Genomic DNA, 22,626 nt, shown 5'->3' on the forward strand with positions numbered 1-22,626 from the left:
GTCCAGTTAGTCTCAACGACTTGAAGTGTCTAAGCGGTTTGCTAAACGTTAGGCCGCGCTTTTGAAGCGCTCGAATATTGCAATGATATCTTGGAAGACCTTCTCTGGTTCTACGTGGTGCAGGTACAGTTGCTTGAGTCGGCCAACGGACATGTCCGCCTCTGATGCGAACTTGTTGAGTATAAACCTGCCTGGAAGGTCGGCTCTCCATATTGGATCGTCAGTTGCGACCGCTTTTGAGAGTCGCTCAAACTCCGAGTTTACTAAGTCGCCCACTAGTTTTCTGTCCAGTCCTGCTTGAACTCGGGTTAGTTCGTTGTCCAATTTCGCTTCCATCAATTGACACAGGGCTGCTGGCGATCTTGCTTCAACTGCCCCTCTGGGCATCACGCTCACATTGCCAACTTTCGCTCGGATCTCGGCAGTGACGTTCAGGGCAACTGCATAAGGGACTGCTTCCGCAGCAATTTTTAGTAATCGCTTCCTTATCTCTGCGACGTTCCGCAGCCAGGAGTCGGGAGGCTCGATCTGTTCGAAGCAGGTTGCGTAGGTCTGTTCATCTAGGAAGTAGTTTTCTAGGTGATACCTAGGCAAAGCCGTTATTCGGTTCGATTGATCTTTCGCTAGTGCATTGCGCCCTACAACAATTGCAGCATCGCGATCGCAAAGAAGATAGAAGCGAACACCCCAGATCGTCTTACTCACTATGTTAGAGTATGCATCCGCAAACGATCTAATCGAATCTTTGCCGCCGGCTGGCACAAGAACAAATTCTGGAAAGCGATTTTTGAGGATCGCGCCATACGTCAACTTGTCGAGACTGGCTTCTTCGCCCTCGATTAGAACTAGCTTTTTTCCGAGAGAAATGACGCCTATCGATTGCCCTAGTGCCTGCAGAGCGTGATGCGTTTGATCGTCCCGATTAACAATCAGGGCCTGGTTGTCGAGGTCAGCTTGAGGCTGTCTCACGAATACCACTGTATTTTCGAGCGACGCAGATATTATTTCTGGTGAGTGAGTAGAGAACAAGAATTGATTGCGTTTGCCCGCAGAAACCAACGTTTGCAGGAGTTTGTAGCTGAGCTCGGGGTGCAGATGCAGTTCAGGCTCATCGAAAACGATTATGCAATCTTCGGGGCCTCGCAATATGAAATCGAACACAATGTTGATTACTTCGCGTTCGCCTGAACTCAGGCGTTCGATGGGCAGCTTTATCCCCTCCGTTTCGAAATAGATTTGTTGGTCTCGTGTATTTACTTCAATGAGCCTCTTGGGTGCCAACAGATGCCAAAAAGCATCCTTGAATGGTCTTAGAATGTCTGGGATGTCCAACGGCATAGCTGTCTCGCCAGCGCTTTGACGAGCAAGTGCTTCCTCAGCAATTTGCCTTTTTTGGCCTTCCACCATCCTAAACAGCGAGTGGCGGACGTCGTCATGTCGGCTCGACATTGGGAAGAACGACATATTCCAGTTTAGTTCTTCTGAGAGAGGATCGCCGATATCCCAGCCGAATGCGTATTGTGATACGTTTCGGATTGCGCGATCGCTATCGAAATTGAGAAATGAACTCTTGTACTGATTGCGTCGTTGATTCCTCTGCAATGTTGTTCGGAGCAGCCCAGCGTCATTGCCATTTCGAGGGTCTAGTGTTGACTTGCCCCATCGTTCGCGTTCGTCATCACAGGTAGCCTCTACCGTCATGTGCACATTTGAAGACGCGCCTGGATTTTGGGCGAAGCCAACCAACGCGGAACTAATGTGGGTTTTACCGACACCATTGGGACCTGCGAACACAACGATGTCGGCCATGCCGCATACAGAGATTCGCTTCAACGGGCCCACATTGGTCAATTCAATAGAGGTAATTCGCATGCGAGCAGACTCGTCTAATTGAAAGCCGAAGCTTAACGAGAGCTGTAGGCAACAACTAGAGCTTGTTGGCGGGAGGCGCTTGTTGTGTAATTCTGCGGCCCACCAACAAAAACGGCCGGATCTCCCGATCCGGCCGCTACTCAAACTCTACTCGGCTAAGCCTACGCCACGCGACGCAACTTAGCCCCCGCCCAATTCCGTAAAATCTCAGCTCGCCTGCTTCGCCGGCTGCGTGTCGCCGACCTTCTTCTGGATGGCGCGCTTCAGCTCGAGGGCGCGCGGGGAGAGCGCGTCGGCGTTGGCCTTGAGCAGGAAGGGGTCGAGGCCGCCATTGTGGTCGACGCTCTTGATCGCGTTGGTGGAGACGCGCAGGCGCACGTTGCGCCCCAAAGCTTCCGAGATGAACGTCACGTTGACGAGGTTCGGCAGGAAGCGGCGCTTGGTCTTGATGTTGGAGTGGCTGACCTTGTGGCCGACGAGGGGGCCCTTGGCCGTCAGTTCGCAGCGGCGAGACATGGTAGAAATCCTTATAGTTCGAACCCCCAACGAGTGCGGCCGCCATCTCGGCGCCACGGGGGCAAATTCTGTCGTCCTTGCAGGGAGCGGGCGGACGTATAGGGGGGAAGGGGCGGGTAGTCAAGGATTTGGGGCTGTTGGGATGCGAGTTTTGCGCCCCACCCTCGGTGTCATCGCCCGCGAAGGCGGGCGATCCAGTACTCCGCGGCGGGGCGGCCATAGTCGAGAGGCTGCGGCGTACTGGATGCCCCGCCTTCGCGGGGCATGACAGCGGCGAGGCCGAAGCGCCCCCCGTTACCTTCCAATCACCAAAACGGCAATGATTGTCGCGTCTTACCATCACATAAAGGGCGTATTCGCCGTCGAAGAGTCGGTGGAGTTCCCGGGGCTGCACGCCCCGACACATTGTTTGCCGCCGGTTTTGGCTTAAGTAACAACACATCGCGCTCTGATTGGATTGTTTCGTGCCGACAACGCTTCATTTCGCGCAAGTCCTGCGCTCAGCCTGTCTGCGTCCGGCCGGCCGGCTGATGGCGCTTTGTGGCCTGCTGGGCCTGGCGTCCGGCGTGGCGCCGGCGGCGGCGCAAGGCAAGCTCGAGGCGCAATATGAGGCGACGCTGGCGGGCATTCCCGTCGGCAAGGGCGCCTGGAACATCGATATCCAGGACGACGTGTTCTCGGCGGCGGCCGCCGGCGGCACCACGGGGCTTTTGAAGTCGTTCACGGGCGGGTCCGGCACCGGCGCCAGCCAGGGGCGCGTCGTTGGTGGCGCGCTGGTTGCGACCGGCTACCAGGCCTCCACCACCACCCAGAAGAAGACCGAAGAGATCCGCATCACCCTCGACAAGGGCAATGTGAAGGATTTTGCGATTTTGCCGGAGCCGCCGGTCGATCCGGACCGTATCGTCGTCACCGAGGCGCACCGCCGCGGCGTCTGGGACCCGATGACGGCCTCGCTGCTGCGCGTGCCCGGCACCGGCGATCCCGTCTCGCAGGATGCCTGCCACAGCTCCGCGCCGGTGTTCGACGGCCGCATGCGCTACGAGCTCAAGCTCGATTTCAAGCGCATGGAGACAGTGAAGGCGGAGAAGGGCTATCGTGGCCCGGTCGTGGTCTGCGCGATCTATTTCGTGCCCATCGCCGGCTACATTCCCGACCGCCCGGTGATCAAATACCTCGCCGCCCAGCGCAACATGGAGATCGCGTTCGCCCCGATCGCCGGCACGCGCATCCTGGTCCCGTTCTGGCTGAAAGTGCCGACGCCCCTAGGGCCGGCCATGCTGGAAGCGACGAGCTTCATCACGTCGCCCCAGCCGCCACGCGTCGCGAAGACGCAGTAGGCGAGGAGGCCGCACCGCTCTCTCCGCCGTCATTCCGGGGCGCGCCCCTTGGCGCCAACTATGGTGCGCCCTTGCGCACCTGAGAATCCATCAGGCTACAGCGACGGTTTCACGATGGATTCCGGGCTCGCGACTGCGTCGCGCCCCGGAATGACGAGCGTTCGGTGGCGGCCTAGCAAAATCAAGCACTTACCTACTGTGCATGGGGTTGTTTTCGTAACAATGAGTTCGGAAGGCCGTCATGGCCGGGCTTGACCCGGCCATGCTCGTCTTTCGATGGATGCGCGGGGTCAAGCCCGCGCATGACGAAGACGCGAATCCATTTGACTCCTCCCCGATTCTGATTCGACTCGTCGCCGTCCCCAGCTTTAACCACCCCGGTCGCTTGTGCGTCTCCGCAAAACTCCATCTAGTGCGCAACCAAGACGAGTCCCGCGACATGTTGCGTGAACGGAACGGGACTCGCAGGGGAGTCAGCGATTCGGCCGCGATTCGTTCTAGAGTCGTTCCGAAGCTTAAAGCGAACGGGAAAAGCGTCGCAAAGTGAGACAGTTGCGCGGGATTCGGGGAGGGCGTTTTCCACGCTCACGGTGTGCCCCTCACCCTGAGGAGGCCGCGCAAGCGGCCGTCTCGAAGGGCGAGGGGCTTGGCTTGCCCGGCAGCACCAGCCGGGCCTTCATCCTTCGCGCTGACGCGCTCCTCAGGATGAGGAACGAAGAGCAAGCCCCCACACCGCCCCGGATAGCACTGACATTCGCCCAAATCGCCATTACCTAATCCGATAGACATGGCTTTTTCCTCCTCCCCCTTCGCCTCTGAGCGCGCACCCGGTGCGGGCGTCACTGCGGTGCTTGGTCCGACCAACACCGGCAAGACCCATCTCGCCATCGAGCGGATGCTGGCGCATCCCTCGGGCATGATCGGCCTGCCGCTGCGCCTGCTCGCGCGCGAGGTCTACAACAAGATCGCCGACAGAGCCGGCGAGGCCAGCGTCGCGCTCGTCACCGGCGAGGAGAAGATCAAGCCGAAGAACCCGCGCTATTGGGTCTCGACCGTCGAGGCGATGCCGCGCGATATCGACGTCTCCTTCCTCGCCGTCGACGAGGTCCAGATTGCCGCCGATCTCGAGCGCGGCCACGTCTTCACCGATCGCATCCTCAACCGCCGCGGCCGCGACGAGACGCTGCTGTTGGGTGCCGCCACCATGCGCCCGATCATCGAGCGCCTGTTGCCGGGCGTGTCCATGATCACGCGGCCCAGATTGTCGCAGCTCGAATTCGCCGGCGACCGCAAGATCACGCGCCAGCCGCGCCGCACCGCCATCGTCGCGTTCTCGGCCGATGAAGTCTACGCGATTGCCGAGCTGATCCGCCGCCAGCATGGCGGCGCCGCCGTGGTGCTGGGCTCGCTGTCGCCCCGCACACGCAACGCGCAAGTGGCGATGTTCCAGAACGGCGACGTCGATTATCTCGTCGCCACCGATGCCGTCGGCATGGGCCTCAATCTCGACGTCGACCACGTCGCCTTCGCCTCCGACCGCAAGTTCGACGGCTATCAGTTCCGCCGCCTGACGCCGTCCGAATTCGCGCAAATCGCAGGCCGCGCCGGCCGCGCCACCCGCAACGGCACTTTCGGCACGACGGGCCGCTGCGCGCCGTTCGAGCCCGAGCTCGTCAACGCGCTGCAGAACCACACCTTCGATGCGGTGAAGGTGCTGCAATGGCGCAATTCCAAGCTCGATTTCTCCTCGCTCGGCGCGCTCCAGGTCTCGCTGAACCTCGCCCCCGGCCACGAGACGCTGACGCGCGCGCCGATCGCCGAGGACATGCGCGTGCTCGATCACGCCGCCCGCGACGGCGAGGTGCGCGATATCGCGCATGGCAAGGCCGCCGTGGAGCGGCTCTGGGAAGCCTGCCAGGTCCCGGACTACAGAAAGCTGTCGCCGGCCGCCCATGCCGAGCTGGTGACCACGCTGTACGGCTTCCTGATGCGCAAGGGCTGCATTCCCGATGCCTGGTTCGAGTCCCAGGTCACCCAGGCCGACCGCATCGACGGCGACATCGACACGCTGTCGGCCCGAATCGCCCAGATCCGCACCTGGACCTTCGTCGCCAACCGCCCGGACTGGCTGAAAGACCCGGAACGCTGGCAGGGGATCGCGCGGGAGGTCGAAAATAAATTATCGGATGCGCTCCATGAACGCTTGACTGAGCGTTTCGTTGATCGCCGGACCAGTGTATTGATGCGCCGCCTGCGGGAGAACACGAGCTTGAATACTGAAATCGGCAAGACCGGCGAAGTCATCGTCGAAGGCCATGTCATCGGCCGTCTCGATGGCTTCACCTTTGCACCGGATGCGGCGGAAGCCGGCTCCGATGCGAAAGCCTTGCAGGCTGCAGCGCAAGCGGTGCTCGCCGGCGAGATCAACGCGCGCGCCGAAAAGCTGGGCAATGCGCCGGACGAGCAGTTCGTGCTCACCTCCGAAGGCATCATCCGCTGGACCGGCGATGCCGTGGCGCGCCTTGCCGCCGCAGACGAGGCGCTGCATCCGCGCATTCGCATCATCTCGGACGAGCGCCTGACCGGCGCGCCCCGCGACAAGGTGCAGGCGCGGCTCGAGCTCTGGCTCAAGACGCACATCGAAAAGCTGCTCGGGCCGATGTTCGAGCTGTCGAAGGCCGAAGACGTCACCGGCATTGCCCGCGGCATCGCCTATCAGCTGGTCGAGGCGCTCGGCGTGCTCGAGCGGCCGAAGATCGCCAGCGAGCTGAAGGATCTCGACCAGCCCTCGCGCGCCGTGTTGCGCAAATACGGCGTCCGCTTCGGCGCCTATCACATCTATTTCCCCGGCCTGCTCAAGCCCGCCGCGCGTGCGCTCGCCGCGCTGCTCTGGGCGCTGAAGCAGGACAATGTCGATCTCTCCGCGCTCTCGGGCGCGCAGCATCTGGCATCGTCCGGCCGCACCTCGTTCCCGGTCGACAAGGCGCTGCCGCGCGATGCCTATCGCGTGCTCGGCTACAAGCAGGCCGGCGAGCGCGCCGTGCGCGTCGACATCCTGGAACGCCTCGCCGACCTGATCCGCCCGGCGCTGGCCTGGCGCGAGAATTCGCCGGGCGAAAAGCCCGCCGGCGCGTTCGACGGCCGCAGCTTCGTGGTCACGCAGGCGATGACCTCGCTGACCGGATCTGCCGGCGAGGATTTCGCCTCCGTGCTGCGCGCGCTCGGCTATCGCATGGAGAAGCGCCCGCCGCCGCCGCCGAAGCCTGTGGTCGCAGAGCAGGTCGTGACCGAGACGGTCGCGGCCGAGACGCCGCCCGCTGAAGGCAGCGCGGAGACCTCGACCGAGGCTGCAGCGGAAGCCGTTGCCGGCCTGCCGGCTGAGGCCGCGGCCGCTGAGGCTACGGCCGAATCCGTCACCGTCGAAGACGCGCCCGGCATGGAGCCGCACGACGAGCCCGCTCCTGCGGAGGCTCACGAGGAGCCGGCGCTGGAAGCGTCTCCGGAAACCCCCGTCACCCCCGAGGACGCCCCCGGCATCGCGCCGCCCGCAGAAGAGGCTGCGACGCCCGCCGAGGCTGCCGGCCTCGAAGCGGCTGCCGCCGAGACCGCCGCGACGGAAGCTGCTGCATCCCCCGATGCTGCCGCGCCTGAGGCGGCAGTGGCACTGGCCGAGCCCGAGCTGGTCGAGGTCTGGCGCCCCGCCGGCCGTCACGAGGATCGCAAGCCGCGCCACGAGCGCCATCGCCATCAGCGTCACAACAACCAGCGTGCGCGGCCCGGCGCTGAGGCCGGCGCTGCACCCGATGCAGCGAGCGCCGCGCCCGGCGAAGCCGCCGACGGCGCCAAGCCGGGCCATCGTCACGGCGGCGGCCATCGCCGCGATGGCGGCCGCGACTTCCGCAAGCCGCGTGAAGGCGGCGAGGGCGGTGAGCGCCGCGACGACCGCAATCGCAGCTTCCAGGGCAAGGGAGACCGCGACAAGGATCGCGATCGCAACCGCGACAACAAGAAGTTCGGCGGAGATCGCGACAAGGGCCGCGACAATCGCGGCCGCGACCGCGACAAGGGCCGTGACCGCCGTGATCGCGAGTCCGGTCCGTCACTGCGTCCCTACGCCTCGAGCGCGAATCCGCGCGAGCGCGATCGTCCGATCGATCCGAACTCGCCCTTCGCCAAGCTGGCCGCGCTGAAAGAGCAGCTGGGGCGGAAGGAGTAATCCCACGACGACGACGACCGAGCGGCAGCGTATCGACAAATGGCTGTGGCACGCGCGGGTGGTGAAGGCGCGCACCTCCGCGGCCGAGCTCGTCGTCACCGGCCATGTCCGCGTCAACGGCGTGCGCGAGACATCGCCGGGCCATGCGATCAAGCTTGGCGACGTCCTCACCATCGCGCTCGATCGCACCGTGCGCGTGCTGAAGGTCACCGCCTTCAACGAGCGCCGTGGCGATGCCGCCTCGGCTCGCGTGCTGTATGAGGAGCTCGGGACGCGCAATTAATTGCGCTTATTATTCATTTCTTGATCGATCAAACGCATAAAGCCGTCATGATCGGGCCTTCCCGACCTTGCGGTGCCCGGCCATCCGCGCTAGGCAAGCCGCGACTTCTAAAAGAGCTTTTCGGAGCGTTGGATGACTTACGTCGTCACTGAAAACTGCATCAAGTGCAAGTACACCGACTGCGTCGAGGTCTGCCCGGTCGATTGCTTCTACGAGGGCGACAACATGCTCGTCATCCATCCCGACGAGTGCATCGATTGCGGCGTGTGCGAGCCGGAATGCCCCGCCGACGCCATCAAGCCGGACACGGAACCGGGCCTCGAAAAGTGGCTCCAGGTCAACGCCGACTACGCCAAGAGCTGGCCGAACATCACCCAGAAAAAAGAATCACCTGCCGACGCCAAGGAATTCGACGGCATGGAAGGCAAGTTCGAGAAATATTTTTCTCCGAACCCCGGCTCTGGGGACTAATTCGCGCCCAAACTTAACCCTAATAGCGGCGCTGCCGCCGAAAACCAGCCCTGAAGACCCCTAAATCATTGATTTTTGCGGGAAATGTGCTATATTGGGCACATTAAGCCGAACCCCGTCAGCCCCGTTGGCCCCTCTGGGTTCCCGTGAAACCAAATGTCGAACAGGGGCGTGGCAGTTTCCGCGCGCAGGCTGTGTCACAGAAAACGCGTAAAAAGAGTACTTCAGCGAGGGCTTCCCATAAGGAGGCCAAAAAAGTCGCCGCGGCCAGCCGTAGCGCATCCAAGGGTCGGACCGCGACGAAGGCGCCGGCTGCAAAGTCCTCGAAGAACAAAAGAAGCGCAATGCCTAACAAGACTGCCAAACCGGCCGCGAAAGCGACCGCTGCCAAGCCTGCTGCCGCCAAGCCTTTGAATGTCAAGCCTGTGACTGCCAAGGCCCCCGCTGCCAAGCCCGCCGCGACGAAGGCCCCTGTTGCCGTTGCGCCCGCCAAGGCTCCCGTCGCCGCCAAGCCGGCTGCCAAGCCCGCGGCTGCGCCGAAGGTCGAGGAAAAGAAGGTCGTGACCCAGCGTCAGGGCTTCAAGGCCAACGAATTCGTGGTCTATCCCGCTCACGGCGTCGGCCAGATCCTGGCCATCGAGGAGCAGGAGATCGCCGGTGCGAAGCTCGAGCTGTTCGTCATCAACTTCATCAAGGACAAGATGACGCTGCGCGTGCCGACCGCCAAGGTCGCCAATGTCGGCATGCGCAAGCTGTCCGACCCGGCCCTGGTCAAGAAGGCGCTGGAGACCCTGAAGGGCCGCGCCCGCGTCAAGCGCACCATGTGGTCGCGCCGCGCCCAGGAATACGAAGCGAAGATCAATTCGGGCGACATCGTCGCGATCGCGGAAGTCGTGCGCGACCTCTATCGCTCGGAATCGCAGCCCGAGCAGTCCTACTCGGAACGCCAGCTCTATGAAGCGGCGCTCGACCGTCTGTCCCGCGAAATCGCGGTGGTGCAGCACTCGACCGAGACCGAAGCGGTCAAGGAGATCGAGGCGCAGCTTGCCAAGAGCCCGCGCCGCAATGCCAAGGCGGAAGCTGCCGAGGGCGAAGCTGACACGGATGCCGAGGGCGATACCGACGATACCGATGGCGACGACAGCACCGTCGCCGACGAGGCCGCGTAAGCCGGCACCGAACGCAAGCAATCAAAAGCCCGGCCGTTTGGCCGGGCTTTTTGTTTGGCTTCCTGAGGCCGCGGGAGTTCGGCTCTACGCGCCGCGCGGCTGGGTCCAGATCGAGATCGGCTGCTGAATGCCGCGGACCGCCCGCGCCTCTCGCGCTTCCAATGACTGAAACGTTGCGGCTGCACCGCCAAGCTCGGCCTTCGCCTGGCTGACGAGGTCGTCACTCGCCACCAGCGCGCAGCCCAAGGTGCGGGTCAAAGCCTCGAGGCGGCTTGCCACGTTGACGGTCGCGCCGATCACGGCAAATTCCAGACAGGTCTGCCCGAGGTCGCCGAGCACCACCGGCCCATAATGCAAGCCAAAGCTCACATGCAGCTTTGGCTCGCCTGACGCTGCCCGCTGATCGTTCCAACGCTCCGCCGCCGCGATCATCGCCTGGGCACATCGCAGCGCGTTGCTGGCGTCGTGCTCGCCGGCAAAGGGCGTTCCGAACGTCGCCATCAATCCGTCCCCGAGATATTTGTCGAGCGTGCCGCTATGGCGGAAAACCTCCTGCTCCATCAATCCGTGGAATTCCCGCAACGTCCGCACCACCTCCTGCGGCGAGCGCGCATCGGCAAAGGCCGTGAAGCCGACGATGTCGACGAACAGCACCGCGACGTGTTGCGTGCGGACCTGCTTCAACGGCTCGTCCTGTTTCGACAATTCCGCCACGACATTCGGTGAAAAGTAGCGTGCGAGGTTGCCGCGCTCGCGCTCCACCGCGGCATGCCGAATCAAGAGGTCGTTGCTGCGGCGGACCGCGAGCGCCAAGGTCGCGGCCACGATCAGGAATACGACGATCTCCTGGACCCGAACGTGGAATCCGATCGCGCTGGGCGAGATCATTGCAAACAGGCGCTCATCGCTGCCTGTTGCGGCCGCGATGCGGGCCGTCAGCGCAGGATCGCGATCGGGCTGCCACCAGACCCAGGCAATGCCGATCAGCCAGAGCGCGGTCGTCCACATGCCGACCGCAATGACGGTCCGCCAAGTATAGGCCAATGTGGCGCCTGCGAGCAGGACGAAGAAATAAATGAAGTTGCCGAAATGGTACTGCATTGCGACCGGCCAATGCGAGGCTCCGAACGGATTCGGAACCACAATCAGGTACGTCAGCAGCGCCAAGTCGCAGAACAGCAGTGCCAATTCCGGCCGTGACAGGCCCACCCGCCCAACCCGGACCTGGGCCCAGCCGATCAGTGCGAACAAGCCGAGCAGCGCCACGTAGTAGAGCTGCTCCCAGGCCGGGTTGATCACCATGATCAGGCAGCCAATGACGGCGAGGGCGACATAGCGCGCCCGCACCGCAAGTTGCAGGCCCTCCCGCTTGGCGGAAACCAGCGCGGCCTGTGCGAACTGAACTGTTTCGGCATCGCGCTCGCTCGGCGCGGGCGAAGGCGCAGCCGCAGCCGGCAGGTTGAAGCGCTCGACGAGCATCGTCACGGCAGTCTCCTCACTTGGGCCTTGGCCCGTTCAAGTCCGCTGCGTCCTCGCGGAGACGCTCATTTCAGCTCGGTGACCTTCTGCATCAGCCGCCGCCGCAACCGACGTCCACCAGTCCCCCAAGGCATCGATCAAGGGCACGAGCGCGTGACCGGCGGAGGTCAGATCGTACTCCACGCGCAGCGGATATCCGCCGAATTCGGTGCGGCTGACGATGCCGGCGTCCTCCAGCTTGCGAAGCTCGAGCGCGAGCATCCTGTGTGAGATGGTCGGATTGTCGCGGCGCAGATCGCTGAAGCGCTTGGTGCCCTGCTTCAAATAATAGATCAGCAGCGTCGGCCAGCGACCGCTGAGAATTTGCATCACTTCCTCGATGGGACATCTCGACACGAGATCCTTCATCGGTGCCTCCAGGTTACAAAAAAGTTCGTAATTTACTTGATGCGGCGAGCGGCTAGGGTCGCATCACCGCTGCGCAGCGTGATCATCAGAAATCACGGAGAATGGATCATGGACCCAATTCTACTCTACGGCTTCCCGAAGGGAAGCTCCATGGGGCTCGTTGCGGCTCTCGAATGGCTGGGCAAGCCATATCGGCTGTGTCGGGTCGATATGTTGGGCGAGATGCGAGACCGGTCATACGCCCGTATCAATCCGCGACACGAGACGCCGGTCTTCATCACCGAGCAGGGCGAGGTGCTGACGGAAACGATGGCTATCGCGGCCTGGTTAGAGGCCAGGGATGTCGAACGCCGCATCAGCTTCGATCCCTCATCGCGGCAAGCCGATCGCATGCATCAGCTCATGGCGTTCGTGAATACCGGTTTCACCGCCGCCTTCGCGCCGCTGTGGGCCGCATTGGAAGCCGAAGCCATGGAGCCTGCCGCGAAGTCGGTCCTGCGCGCCTTCGGCACAGCAAGGGTCATCGAGCGTCATGACAAGCTCGAAGAAATGATCGAAACGCGGCAATTCCTGCTCGGGGAGCGGCCGACCCTCGCCGACGCCGTGCTCGTCGGCGTCGCGCGCTGGCTCGACTTCCATGCGGTTGCGGAGAGGAGCCGCTGGCCGAAGCTGGCGGCGCTGCGAGCTCGCCTCGAGTCCGATCCCGCGGTCCTCTACGCCACCGCTCTGGAGGACGGCGACTCGCATCGGGGAACGGGATCGTGCACAGGCCACGTCGCGCTGGCCGAATTGATCGCGCAGTTCGGCAAATAGCGGCCGGTGCGCACGCCTCGTCCTTCGAGAGGGCGCTGCCGCGCCTCCTCAGGATGAGGCACATCAGCATCAGTGCTCGTTGAAAACTGCTGCCGCGCACTCCGCCCTCATCCTGAGGAGCCCGCCTAAAGCGGGCGTCTCGAAGGATAAGCCGCAGGGAATGCTCTCAAATGCGATAGCGCTCCTACTTCACCGGGCGCTTCTCGAGCTTCCTCGCCAGCGTCCGCCGGTGCATGCCCAGCCGGCGGGCCGCTTCGGAGATGTTGAAGTCGGTCTCGATCAAGGTCTGGTGAATGCGTTCCCATTCCAACGTCTTGATCGAGGTCGGCCGCGAATCGAGCGCGACCTCGGCGTTGCCTTCGGCCTTGTGGAAGGCGGCCTCGATGTCGTCGGTGTTCGACGGCTTTGCCAGATAGTGGCAGGCCCCCAACTTGATCGCCTCGACCGCGGTGGAGATGCTGGCAAAGCCGGTCAGCACCACGATCAGCATGTCGGGATCGTGCGTGTGCAGGAGCTCGACGCAGGCAAGGCCCGAGGCGCCGCCGAGCTTGAGGTCGACCACGGCATGACCGAAAGAGCGTTCCTCCAGCACCTGGCGCACCTCCTCGATCGAGGCGGCGAGTACCACCTCGTAGCCGCGGCGCTCGAACGAGCGCTTCAGCGTGCGGGCAAAACCCGCATCGTCCTCGACGACGATCAGCGAACGGTCAGGCGTCAAAATTCCCTCCGATCGCCAATGTTGCGAGCGGCAGCGTGAGGCGCACCGTGGCGCCGCGCTTCCTGTGGTTCTTGGCGCTCACGGTGCCCCCCAATTTGCGCACGACGTTCACCACCAGGAACAGGCCGAGCCCGCCGCCGGCGCGACCCTTGCTCGACTGATAGGGCTTCCCCAGCTGCGCCAGCATCTCCGGCGCAAAGCCCGGGCCGCGGTCGGAGATCGACAGCACGAGATTGTCGCCCTCGCGCTCGGCGACGAGCTCGACCCACTCGCGCGAGACCTCATAGGCGTTGTCGAGCACGTTGAAGATCACCTGCTTCAGGGCGACGTCGGAGACGATTGCGACGTCCTCGCCGAAGGTGTTGACGAAGTAGAGCGTGCGGGCGGAGCGCGCATTGCGCCATTCGTCGACCAGCGCGGTGACGAAGGCCGTCACCGTCGTCGGTGAGGAGCCTTCACCGCGCGCTTCGCCCGCCGACACCAGGATGCCTGTCACGATCGACTTGCAGCGCTGCAACGAGGTTTCCATCTCCGCGAGGTCCTCGGCAAGCTCCTGATCGGCGGCAAGATCCGGCATGCGGCGCCAGTCGCTGAGGATTACCGAGAGCGAGGCGAGCGGCGTGCCGAGCTCATGGGCCGCGCCGGAGGCGAGCAGGCCCATGCGCACGATATGGTCCTGTTCGGCGGCATGCTGGCGCAGCGCCGCCAGATGCGCGTCGCGCTCGCGCAAATTCCTGTTGATGCGGGTGACGAACACGACGAGCAGCACGGCGTTGAGCACGAAGCCCAGGAGCATGCCTGTTACGGTGAGCGTATAGGTCTCGCTCAACGGATTGGGCGGCAGATCGAGCGGCCGGTAGGCCAATGTCAGCCAGACGAAGCTGGCGCAGGTCAGCGCCACCAGCGACCAGGTCGATCGGGCATCGAGCAGCACCGCACCGAGCGTCACCTGGAGCAGGAACAGCGAGGTGAAGGGATTGGTGGCGCCGCCGGAGAGATAGAGCTGCGCGGTCAGCGCGGCGACGTCCAGTATCAAGGCGACCAACAGCTCATTGTTGGTGATCGCAGCGCGATGGCGCACCCAGACCAGGCTGGAGACGTTGAGCAGCACCAGCGCGCCGATCACCGCGCCCATCCGCTCCAGCGGCAGGGGGATGCCGAGGCCGAAATGCACGGTACCGATGGTCACGATCTGGCCGACCACCGCGGTCCAGCGCAGCTGGATCAGCAGCGCCATGTTCTTGCGGTTGGTCTCGTCCTCGGTCGGCATGGTGCCGATCAGCTCGCTGCGCGCGTCGGCCTGCGATTGCAGCGTGACGGCTTGCCCGTCACGCCCAAGCGTCTGGGAAAGCGTTTTCCCGTCGTCAGGTCGGCTCGACGATCGTTCCAGCATCTGATCCCGTCCTGCGGGCGTCGGCATCCGAGCCGCCGGCCTTGTCGTGGACGAAGCGCTTGCGACGGAACAGCCCGCCGCCGAATGTGACGAAAAGTCTGCCGGCCAGCATGAAAGCCAGGGCAAACCACGTCAGCGCGTAGATCAGGTGGTTATTGGGAAAGCGGATCACGGTCAATCCGCCGATTGGGCCGCCGGCGATTTGTGATCCGGCGTCGGCGTCCACGAAGAAGGGCGCGACCTCGCGAAGGCCGCGCGCCGCCGCAATGGCGGCGACGTCCCGCGAGTACCAGCGGTTGTGCTGGGGCACGTTGGTGCGCAAGAAACCGCCCTTCGGCTCGGTGATGCGCAGGAGGCCGGTGATCTCGACCCGACCTTGCGGATTGCCGTTCCGGCGCGTCGATGCGTCGCGGCGCTCGGACGGCACGAAGCCGCGATTGATCAGGACCAGCGTGCCGTCGTCGCGCTGAAGCGGCGTCAGCACCCAATAGCCGGGGCCTTCCTCGGTGACGGCCTGAACCAGCGTCTCGCTCTCATGCAGGAAGCGCCCGCTGAGGCTGACATGCCTGTATTCGTCGCTTGCGGCGCTGACGGCGGGCCACGAAGCAGGCAAGGGGATCGGCTGCGCCGGCGCGTGGACGCGCTGCTCGACCCGGTCGATCAGCGCCAGCTTCCAGGCGCGGCGCTCGATCTGCCAGACGCCGAGCGCGATCAGAAGCACGAAAGCAATGAGCGAGAGGATCGTGAGCCACAAGGACGCCGGCCGCGCAGCCTTGCTGCGCGCATCTCCGTCCTCGCCCGTCACGGTCCCGGTTTCGCTCACTTCATTCCGCTCATCTGGTGCATCGGCATCATGTTGCTGTTGAGGTGGCTCATCACCCACAGCGAACCCGACAGCGCGATCACTACCATCACGATGGTGAAGATCAGCGCCATCATGGTCCAGCCGTTCTCGGAGGTCGTGTTCATGTGCAGGAAGTAGACCATGTGCACGACGATCTGCACGATTGCGAAGGCCATGATCACCAGCGCGGTGATCTGCTTGCTCGGCAGCGCGCCGCTCATCACCAGCCAGAACGGGATCGCGGTGAGCACGACCGAGAGCACGAAGCCGAGCATGTAGCCCGAGAATGTGCTGTGGGCTTGGCCGCCCTCGTGGTGATGGTCGTGCGCGCCGGCTGCGTGGGTATCGGTGCTCATCGCAGAACTCCCAGGAGATAGACGAAGGTGAAGACGCCGATCCAGACCACGTCGAGGAAGTGCCAGAACATCGACAGGCACATCAGGCGGCGGCGGTTGGCCTCGATCAGGCCGAACTTTCCGACCTGCACCATCAGCGTCACCAGCCAGATCAGGCCGCAGGTGACGTGCAGGCCGTGGGTGCCGACCAGGGTGAAGAAGGCGGAGAGGAAGGCGCTGCGCTGCGGCGTTGCGCCCTCGTGGATCATGTGGGCGAACTCGAAGAGCTCGATGCCGATGAACGCGGCCCCGAACAGGCCGGTGATCGCGAGCCAGATTTGCGTCTGCGCGACCTTGTTCTGCTGCATCGTCAGCATCGCAAAGCCGTAGGTGATCGACGACAGCAGCAGCATGGACGTGTTCACCGCGACCAGGGTCAGGTCGAACAGGTCCTTCGGCGCGGGGCCGGCGGCATAGTTGCCGCCGAGCACGCCGTAGGTGGCGAACAGGATCGCAAAGATGAGACAGTCGCTCATCAGATAGATCCAGAAGCCGAGCGAGGTGCTCCAGCCTTCCGGATGCGGATGCTCGTCAGCGAGGTAGAAGACCGGCTCGCCGGTCTGCGAGGGATGAACAGCGACAGTCATTTACTTGGCTCCGGCGAGCAGCTTGGTGCGCGCGTCCTCGGTCCGGATGACGTCGTCAGCCGGAATGTCGAAGTCGCGGTGATAGTTGAAGGTGTGGCCGATCCCGACGGCGAGCATCGCGATGAAGCTCAGGGCGGCGAGCCACCACATGTACCAGACGAGAGCAAAGCCCATCGCGGTGGCGAAGCCGGCGAGGATGATGCCGGTGCCGGTGCTGCTGGGCATGTGGATCGGCTTGAACCCGGTGAGCGGACGCTGATAGCCGCGCCGCTTCATGTCCCACCACGCGTCATTGTCGTGAACGACCGGGGTGAAGGCGAAGTTGTAGTCCGGCGGCGGCGAGGAGGTCGCCCATTCCAGCGTGCGCGCGTCCCAGGGATCGCCGGTGACGTCCTTGAGCTGCTCGCGCTTGAGCAGGCTGACCGCGAACTGCATCAGCATCGCGAGGATGCCGATGAAGACGAACACGGCACCGATCGCAGCGATGACGAACCAGATCTGCAAGGACGGATCGTCGAACACGCGCAGGCGGCGGGTCACGCCCATCAGGCCGAGCACGTAGAGCGGCATGAAGGCCAGGTAGAAGCCCGTGACCCAGAACCAGAACGACATCTTGCCCCAGAATGGATCGAGCTTGAAGCCGAACGCCTTCGGGAACCAGTAGTTGATGCCGGCGAACGCGCCGAACACCACGCCGCCGATGATCACGTTGTGGAAGTGCGCGATCAGGAACAGGCTGTTGTGCAGCACGAAGTCGGCCGGCGGCACCGCGAGCAGCACACCGGTCATGCCGCCGATCACGAAGGTCAGCATGAAAGCGATGGTCCACATCATCGGCAGCTCGTAGCGGATGCGGCCGCGATACATCGTGAACAGCCAGTTGAACATCTTCGCGCCCGTCGGGATCGAGATGATCATCGTGGTAATGCCGAAGAACGAGTTGACGCTGGCGCCCGAGCCCATCGTGAAGAAGTGGTGCAGCCAGACCAGGTAGGACAGGATGGTGATGACGACCGTGGCGTAGACCATCGAGGTGTAGCCGAACAGCCGCTTGCCCGAGAAGGTCGAGGTGACTTCGGAGAAGATGCCGAACGCCGGGAGAACCAGGATGTAGACCTCGGGGTGGCCCCAGATCCAGATCAGGTTCACGTACATCATCGGGCTGCCGCCGAAATCGTTGGTGAAGAAGTTGGTGCCGACGTAGCGGTCGAGCGACAGCAGCGCGAGCACCACGGTCAGGACCGGGAAGGAGGCGACGATCAGCACGTTGGTGCAGAGCGAGGTCCAGGTGAACACCGGCATCTTCATCATGGTCATGCCGGGGCAGCGCAGCTTGACGATGGTGCAGATCAGGTTGATGCCGGATAGCGTCGTTCCGACGCCGGCGATCTGCAGCGCCCAGATGTAATAGTCGACGCCGACGTCGGGACTGTAGCCGATGTTCGACAGCGGCGGATAAGCCAGCCAGCCGGTGCGGGCGAATTCGCCGATGAACAGCGAGGCCATCACCAGCACCGCGCCGCCGACCGTCATCCAGAAGCTGAAATTGTTCAGGAACGGGAACGAGACGTCGCGCGCGCCGATCTGCAGCGGCACGACGTAGTTCATCAGGCCGGTGACCAGCGGCATCGCCACGAAGAAGATCATGATCACGCCGTGGGCGGTGAAGATCTGGTCGTAGTGATGGGCGTTGAGATAGCCTTCGGAGCCGTTGAACGCGAGCATCTGCTGGCCGCGCATCATCAGCGCGTCGGCAAAGCCGCGCAGCAGCATCACGATGCCGAGGATCATGTACATGATGCCGATGCGCTTGTGGTCCACCGTGGTGAACCATTCGCGCCAGAGATAGCCCCAGAGGCGGAAATAGGTGAGGCCGCCGAGCAGCGCGGCGCCGCCGAGCGCGACCACTACGAAGGTGCCGACGACGATCGGCTCGTGCAGCGGCAGCGATTCGAGGCCGAGCCGGCCGAAGATGAGCTTGAGAAGATCAGGAGACATGCGAACTCTCTTTAGGAGTCTGACTTCAGGAATCGGACTTGGGACGCTGTCCGAGGAAGAAGGACGAGGACTTCAGCGGCGTGAACGACGGCCGCTTCAGGCCGGCACCCAGGAGCGGCGCGAAATCGGTCGGAGCCTTGATCGAGGCGGTGGTCTGCCCCTGCGGCGCATCCGGCGTGCAGGTGCCGGCGACGAAGGTCGGCTCGGGTCCGAGCACCGTGCCTCGGCGGGCATACTTGTCGTAGGCGAGCGGCAGGGTGTTGTTCAGGCCCTGATGGCCGTTGCCGCCCTTGGCGTCGATCGCCATCATCTCGCTCTGGCACATCTTGCCGGTCTCGACGCACATGTTGAGGATCAGGCGGTAGAGATCGGCATCGACGGTGCCCCAGCGCCGCACCGGCTCGTTCTGGCTGGGCTTCTCCAGCTGGAGATATTCGGCGCGGCCAAGCGAGCCACCGGCCGACTTGGCGCTGGCGATCCAGGCATCAAAATCCTTGTCGTCGAGGCCCCTGAAGTTGAAGTGCATGCCCGAGAAGCCGGCGCCGCTATAGTTCGCCGAAAAACCCTTGTAGGTGCCGGCACGGTTGACCACGGCGTGGAGCTTGGTCTCCATGCCCGGCATCGCGTAGATCTGGCCGGCGAGCGCGGGGATGTAGAACGAGTTCATCACCGAGGACGCGGTGATGCGGAAGGTGATCGGGCGATCGACCGGAGCTGCGAGCTCGTTGACGGTGGCGATGCCGTAATCCGGGTAGATGAAGAGCCACTTCCAATCGAGCGCGACGACGTCGACCTCGAGCGGGGCCTTGGACCTGTCCACCGCGCGCTCGGCATGAATGCGGCCGAGGGTGCGATAGGGGTCGAGCAGATGCGTGCCCATCCAGGTCAGCGCGCCCAGGCAGACGATGATCAAGAGAGGCGCGGACCAGATCACCAGCTCGAGCTTGGTCGAGTGATCCCAGTCCGGCTCGTAGCGGGCCTCGGTGTTGGACTGGCGGTAGCGCCAGGCGAACAGCACCGTCAGCGCCATCACGGGCACGACGATCAGCAGCATCAGGACGGTGGAGATGATGACGAGGTCACGCTGTTGCGCGGCGATATCGCCGGCTGGCGCCAGCACGACGTAATCGCAGCCGCTGAGCGCGGCAGCCAGAGGTAGTAGCGCCAGGATCTTGAGACGGGACACGGGCCGAGCCTTATGAGAATGAGTTTCCTTTGCGGGGCCAAGGGGTAGCTGCGGCGCAACAATGGGGACATTGGACAATTTGTCCAATGTTGCAGTGCGGGAGGTTGCGCCAGATAGGGCCAGATTGCCTGGCGCCCCGCCGGGCGGTCGGCTTTGGTTTCAGGACGTTAAGGGCGCACGAATGGCGACGGCACAGACCCCCGCAATGGCAGACCTCCACACGGGCGAGCACGGCCACGACCAGGCCAGTCCCGGCGAGATCGCCATCGGCGTCATCATCGGCCGTACCTCGGAATTCTTCGACTTCTTCGTCTTCGCGATCGCCTCGGTGATCGTGTTTCCGCGCCTGGTGTTTCCGTTCGCGAGCGAGCTGACCGGGACCCTCTATTCCTTCATGGTCTTCGCGCTGGCCTTCATGGCCCGTCCGATCGGCACCGTCATTTTCATGACGATCGACCGCGAATACGGCAAGACGGCCAAGCTGATCTCGGCGCTATTCCTGCTCGGCACCGCCACCGTCGCGCTCGCGTTCCTGCCCGGCTATCAGGAGATCGGCGTCGCCGCGATCTGGCTGCTCGCGCTGGCGCGCATCGCGCAGGGTCTGGCCTGGGGCGGCGCCTGGGACGGCATGGCTTCGCTGCTGGCGCTGAATGCGCCGGCCTCCCAGCGCGGCTGGTACGCGATGGTGCCGCAGCTCGGCGCCCCGCTCGGGCTGATCGTGGCGAGCGCGCTGTTCGCCTATTTCGCCGGCCTCCTCTCGGCCGATGACTTCTTCGACTGGGGCTGGCGCTATCCGTTCTTCGTCGCCTTCGCCATCAATGTCGTCGCGCTGTTCGCGCGCCTGCGCATGGTGACGACGGAAGAATACGCCACGCTGTTCGAGACCCGCGAACTCCAGCCGGCACGGATCTCCGAGACGGTCGCGCGCGAAGGCCAGACCATCATGCTAGGGGCCTTTGCGCCGCTGGCGAGCTTCGCGCTGTTTCACATGGTCACGGTGTTCCCGCTGTCCTGGGTGTTCCTGTTCACCCACGAAAGCCCGGTGCGCTTCTTGATCATCGAGATCGTCGCTGCCGTGTTCGGCGTCGCGGCGATCGTGGCCTCCGGCATCATTGCCGACCGCGTCGGGCGCAAGTCGCTCTTGATGGGATCGGCGATCGCGATCGCGATCTATAGCGGCTTCGCGCCACAGCTGCTCGACGCCGGCGCGTTCGGCGAGACCATCTACATGGTGATCGGCTTCATCCTGCTCGGCCTGTCCTTCGGCCAGTCGTCGGGTGCGATCGCCTCGAACTTCCGGCAGGCCTATCGCTACACGGCGTCGGCGCTGACCTCCGACATGGCTTGGCTGTTCGGCGCCGGCTTCGCCCCGCTGGTCGCACTGCTGCTCGCCACCAATCTCGGCGTCATCGCCTCGGGTGCGTATCTGCTCTCCGGCGCGTTCTGGACCCTGCTCGCGCTCTGGCTCAGCGGCCAGCGCGAAGCGGGGGATATGGATGCGGGGCGCTGATCACGCAGCGCATGCAGGGTGGGTAAAGGCGCTCCTCGCGCCGTGCCTACTTCTAGGCATCACCCCTGCCGCTGCTGCAACAGTGCTTCGACGTCCAGCCGCTTGGTGAACATCGCGAGCTTCCCGTCAGGCCCGAACGGCCATTGCTCCCGCGGCTTGTCCCAATACAGCTCCACGCCGTTCTGGTCGGGGTCGCGCAGGTAGAGCGCCTCGCTGACGCCGTGGTCGCTGGCGCCATCCAGCGCAATGCCGGCCGTGAGCACCCGATGCAGCGCATCCGCCAGCGCAGGGCGCGTCGGAAACAGGATCGCGGTGTGATAGAGCCCGGTCGCATCACGCGGCGGCGGTGAGCCGCCCTTGCTCTCCCAGGTGTTGAGCCCGATGTGGTGATGATAGCCGCCGGCCGCGATGAAGGCCGCGCCCGAGCCCATCCGCTGCATCAGCTCGAAGCCGAGCACGCCGCAATAGAAGCCGAGCGCACGATCGAGATCGGCGACCTTGAGGTGGACGTGGCCGATCCTGGTGCCGGCAGGAATGATTGGGCTTTGCGACATGTGAATGCTCCCTCGAAAACATGCACGTAAGCTCGGCTTCGAGCCAGTGCTACGGCCAAACGCGAAACCCATCGTTTCTGGATCGGCAACTAAACCGGAATGGCTTCAGGGTGAAGCGATTGCCGCGGGCTCGGTGCAACCTCTCCCGCTTGCGGGAGAGGTCGCGCCGAAGGCGCGGGTGAGGGCTTTCTCCTCTAGGGGACTATCCCATCGCGGAAGCACCCTCTCCCCAACCCTCTCCCGCAAGCGGGAGAGGGAGTGCACTTTCCTCGTAGCAATCAAACCTGATCTCATCTCGCTCTAGCTAAGCTCCGACACCTCGCCCTCGGGCAGGCCGAACTCGAACGTGTTCAGCGTCATCGACACCAGCGTGTAATAGCCGCACAGCCCGATCACCTCGACGACGCCGCGTTCGCCGAGCAGCTTCACGGCGTCGTCGTAGAGGCCCTTCTCGACGCCGTGGCCCTCGTGCAGCGACTTCGCGAGATCGTAGATCATCTTAGCCTTGGCATCTTCGAAGTCGGGCGTACGGCGGTCGCGGATCGCGTCGATAATCTCGGGCTTCATGCCGCCGGCGAGCGCGAGGCGCTTGTGCGCATACCATTCGTAATGCGCGGTCCAGTGCCGCGCCGTCACCAGGATCGCGATCTCCGAGAGCTTGGCCGGAAAGATGGTGTCGAAGCGCAGCACCTCGCCGAGCCGCGTGGCATGGCGCGCCATCTCGGGGCTGTTCAGCCAGGCCATCATCGGCGGCGGCGGCTTGCCGCGCTTGCCGGCGATCGACTCGTCATAGGTCTGCCGCTGGCTCTCGTTCATTTCGCCAGGCGAAAGAAGTTTTAGGCGCATGGTCGTTTCCTCTGTGTTTTCAAGGCTC

General features: G+C 63.7%; 20 protein-coding genes. 7 read left to right on the forward strand and 13 right to left on the reverse strand.

Annotated elements, in window-relative coordinates; all coding sequences use genetic code 11:
* Window positions 1–48: 48 nt before the first annotated feature.
* Both ABIA40_RS32320 and rpmB read right to left on the reverse strand, forming a co-directional pair.
* On the reverse strand, window positions 49–1,872 hold the full coding sequence (locus tag ABIA40_RS32320) for an AAA family ATPase (RefSeq protein WP_404545318.1): 1,824 nt from the start codon (window positions 1,870–1,872) through the stop codon (window positions 49–51).
* 207 nt (window positions 1,873–2,079) lie between these two features.
* The gene (rpmB, locus tag ABIA40_RS32325; protein WP_128266066.1) at window positions 2,080–2,388 is read right to left on the reverse strand and encodes a 50S ribosomal protein L28; all 309 of its coding nucleotides are present in this window, start codon (window positions 2,386–2,388) and stop codon (window positions 2,080–2,082) included.
* 530 nt (window positions 2,389–2,918) lie between these two features.
* Here rpmB and ABIA40_RS32330 point away from each other — a divergent pair.
* From ABIA40_RS32330 to ABIA40_RS32350, 5 genes are all read left to right on the forward strand, one after another.
* Complete coding sequence (locus ABIA40_RS32330; protein ID WP_404546413.1) at window positions 2,919–3,728, forward strand: DUF3108 domain-containing protein; 810 nt, start codon at window positions 2,919–2,921, stop codon at window positions 3,726–3,728.
* 787 nt (window positions 3,729–4,515) lie between these two features.
* Window positions 4,516–7,944, forward strand: a complete 3,429-nt coding sequence (locus ABIA40_RS32335; protein WP_404545321.1) for a helicase-related protein — start codon at window positions 4,516–4,518, stop codon at window positions 7,942–7,944.
* A gap of 31 nt (window positions 7,945–7,975) precedes the next feature.
* Window positions 7,976–8,227 (forward strand): RNA-binding S4 domain-containing protein, encoded by a 252-nt coding sequence (locus ABIA40_RS32340; RefSeq protein ID WP_074447665.1) that lies wholly within the window; start codon window positions 7,976–7,978, stop codon window positions 8,225–8,227.
* 132 nt (window positions 8,228–8,359) lie between these two features.
* The gene (fdxA, locus tag ABIA40_RS32345) at window positions 8,360–8,698 is read left to right on the forward strand and encodes a ferredoxin FdxA (RefSeq protein WP_018643465.1); all 339 of its coding nucleotides are present in this window, start codon (window positions 8,360–8,362) and stop codon (window positions 8,696–8,698) included.
* Between the two features lie 344 nt (window positions 8,699–9,042).
* Window positions 9,043–9,867 (forward strand): CarD family transcriptional regulator, encoded by an 825-nt coding sequence (locus ABIA40_RS32350; protein ID WP_074447640.1) that lies wholly within the window; start codon window positions 9,043–9,045, stop codon window positions 9,865–9,867.
* Between the two features lie 84 nt (window positions 9,868–9,951).
* Here the strand turns inward: ABIA40_RS32350 and ABIA40_RS32355 are convergent, their stop codons facing one another.
* Together ABIA40_RS32355 and ABIA40_RS32360 are read right to left on the reverse strand one after the other, a co-directional pair.
* Entirely contained in the window at window positions 9,952–11,346 is a 1,395-nt protein-coding gene (locus ABIA40_RS32355; protein ID WP_404546416.1) for an adenylate/guanylate cyclase domain-containing protein, read from the reverse strand.
* Between the two features lie 36 nt (window positions 11,347–11,382).
* The gene (locus ABIA40_RS32360; RefSeq protein ID WP_275501450.1) at window positions 11,383–11,754 is read right to left on the reverse strand and encodes a helix-turn-helix domain-containing protein; all 372 of its coding nucleotides are present in this window, start codon (window positions 11,752–11,754) and stop codon (window positions 11,383–11,385) included.
* Between the two features lie 108 nt (window positions 11,755–11,862).
* Between ABIA40_RS32360 and ABIA40_RS32365 the strand changes: the two genes are divergently transcribed.
* Window positions 11,863–12,567, forward strand: coding sequence for a glutathione S-transferase family protein (locus ABIA40_RS32365; RefSeq protein ID WP_404545324.1), 705 nt, complete (start codon window positions 11,863–11,865; stop codon window positions 12,565–12,567).
* A gap of 184 nt (window positions 12,568–12,751) precedes the next feature.
* Here ABIA40_RS32365 and ABIA40_RS32370 read toward each other — a convergent pair whose 3' ends face one another.
* From ABIA40_RS32370 to cyoA, 7 genes are read right to left on the reverse strand one after another with little or no spacing between them, the layout of a single operon-like run.
* Complete coding sequence (locus tag ABIA40_RS32370) at window positions 12,752–13,285, reverse strand: response regulator transcription factor (RefSeq protein WP_057028497.1); 534 nt, start codon at window positions 13,283–13,285, stop codon at window positions 12,752–12,754.
* Window positions 13,275–14,678 carry an ATP-binding protein gene (locus ABIA40_RS32375; RefSeq protein WP_198399954.1) on the reverse strand — a complete coding sequence of 468 codons (1,404 nt, stop codon included), beginning with the start codon at window positions 14,676–14,678 and terminating at the stop codon, window positions 13,275–13,277. Before ABIA40_RS32375 ends, ABIA40_RS32370 begins: the two co-directional genes overlap by 11 nt.
* Window positions 14,650–15,501: an SURF1 family protein gene (locus tag ABIA40_RS32380; RefSeq protein WP_404545327.1), complete on the reverse strand. Its 852-nt coding sequence runs from the start codon at window positions 15,499–15,501 to the stop codon at window positions 14,650–14,652. Before ABIA40_RS32380 ends, ABIA40_RS32375 begins: the two co-directional genes overlap by 29 nt.
* Entirely contained in the window at window positions 15,498–15,878 is a 381-nt protein-coding gene (cyoD, locus tag ABIA40_RS32385) for a cytochrome o ubiquinol oxidase subunit IV (RefSeq protein ID WP_404545329.1), read from the reverse strand. The genes ABIA40_RS32380 and cyoD overlap by 4 nt, the downstream gene beginning before the upstream one ends.
* Window positions 15,875–16,504: a cytochrome o ubiquinol oxidase subunit III gene (gene cyoC, locus ABIA40_RS32390; protein ID WP_157286618.1), complete on the reverse strand. Its 630-nt coding sequence runs from the start codon at window positions 16,502–16,504 to the stop codon at window positions 15,875–15,877. The genes cyoD and cyoC overlap by 4 nt, the downstream gene beginning before the upstream one ends.
* The gene (gene cyoB / locus ABIA40_RS32395; RefSeq protein WP_404545332.1) at window positions 16,505–18,502 is read right to left on the reverse strand and encodes a cytochrome o ubiquinol oxidase subunit I; all 1,998 of its coding nucleotides are present in this window, start codon (window positions 18,500–18,502) and stop codon (window positions 16,505–16,507) included.
* A gap of 25 nt (window positions 18,503–18,527) precedes the next feature.
* Window positions 18,528–19,688, reverse strand: coding sequence for a ubiquinol oxidase subunit II (gene cyoA / locus ABIA40_RS32400; RefSeq protein ID WP_404545335.1), 1,161 nt, complete (start codon window positions 19,686–19,688; stop codon window positions 18,528–18,530).
* Between the two features lie 181 nt (window positions 19,689–19,869).
* On the opposite strand from cyoA, the gene ABIA40_RS32405 reads away from it, so the two are divergent.
* Complete coding sequence (locus ABIA40_RS32405) at window positions 19,870–21,198, forward strand: MFS transporter (protein ID WP_157286616.1); 1,329 nt, start codon at window positions 19,870–19,872, stop codon at window positions 21,196–21,198.
* 59 nt (window positions 21,199–21,257) lie between these two features.
* Here the strand turns inward: ABIA40_RS32405 and ABIA40_RS32410 are convergent, their stop codons facing one another.
* Together ABIA40_RS32410 and ABIA40_RS32415 are read right to left on the reverse strand one after the other, a co-directional pair.
* Complete coding sequence (locus ABIA40_RS32410; RefSeq protein ID WP_404545339.1) at window positions 21,258–21,752, reverse strand: VOC family protein; 495 nt, start codon at window positions 21,750–21,752, stop codon at window positions 21,258–21,260.
* Window positions 21,753–22,052: 300 nt separating this feature from the next.
* Window positions 22,053–22,598, reverse strand: a complete 546-nt coding sequence (locus ABIA40_RS32415) for a carboxymuconolactone decarboxylase family protein (protein ID WP_271546456.1) — start codon at window positions 22,596–22,598, stop codon at window positions 22,053–22,055.
* Window positions 22,599–22,626: the final 28 nt, after the last annotated feature.

Origin of the sequence: Bradyrhizobium sp. USDA 223 (genome assembly GCF_044909005.1) — a bacterium.
Lineage (GTDB): Bacteria > Pseudomonadota > Alphaproteobacteria > Rhizobiales > Xanthobacteraceae > Bradyrhizobium > Bradyrhizobium yuanmingense.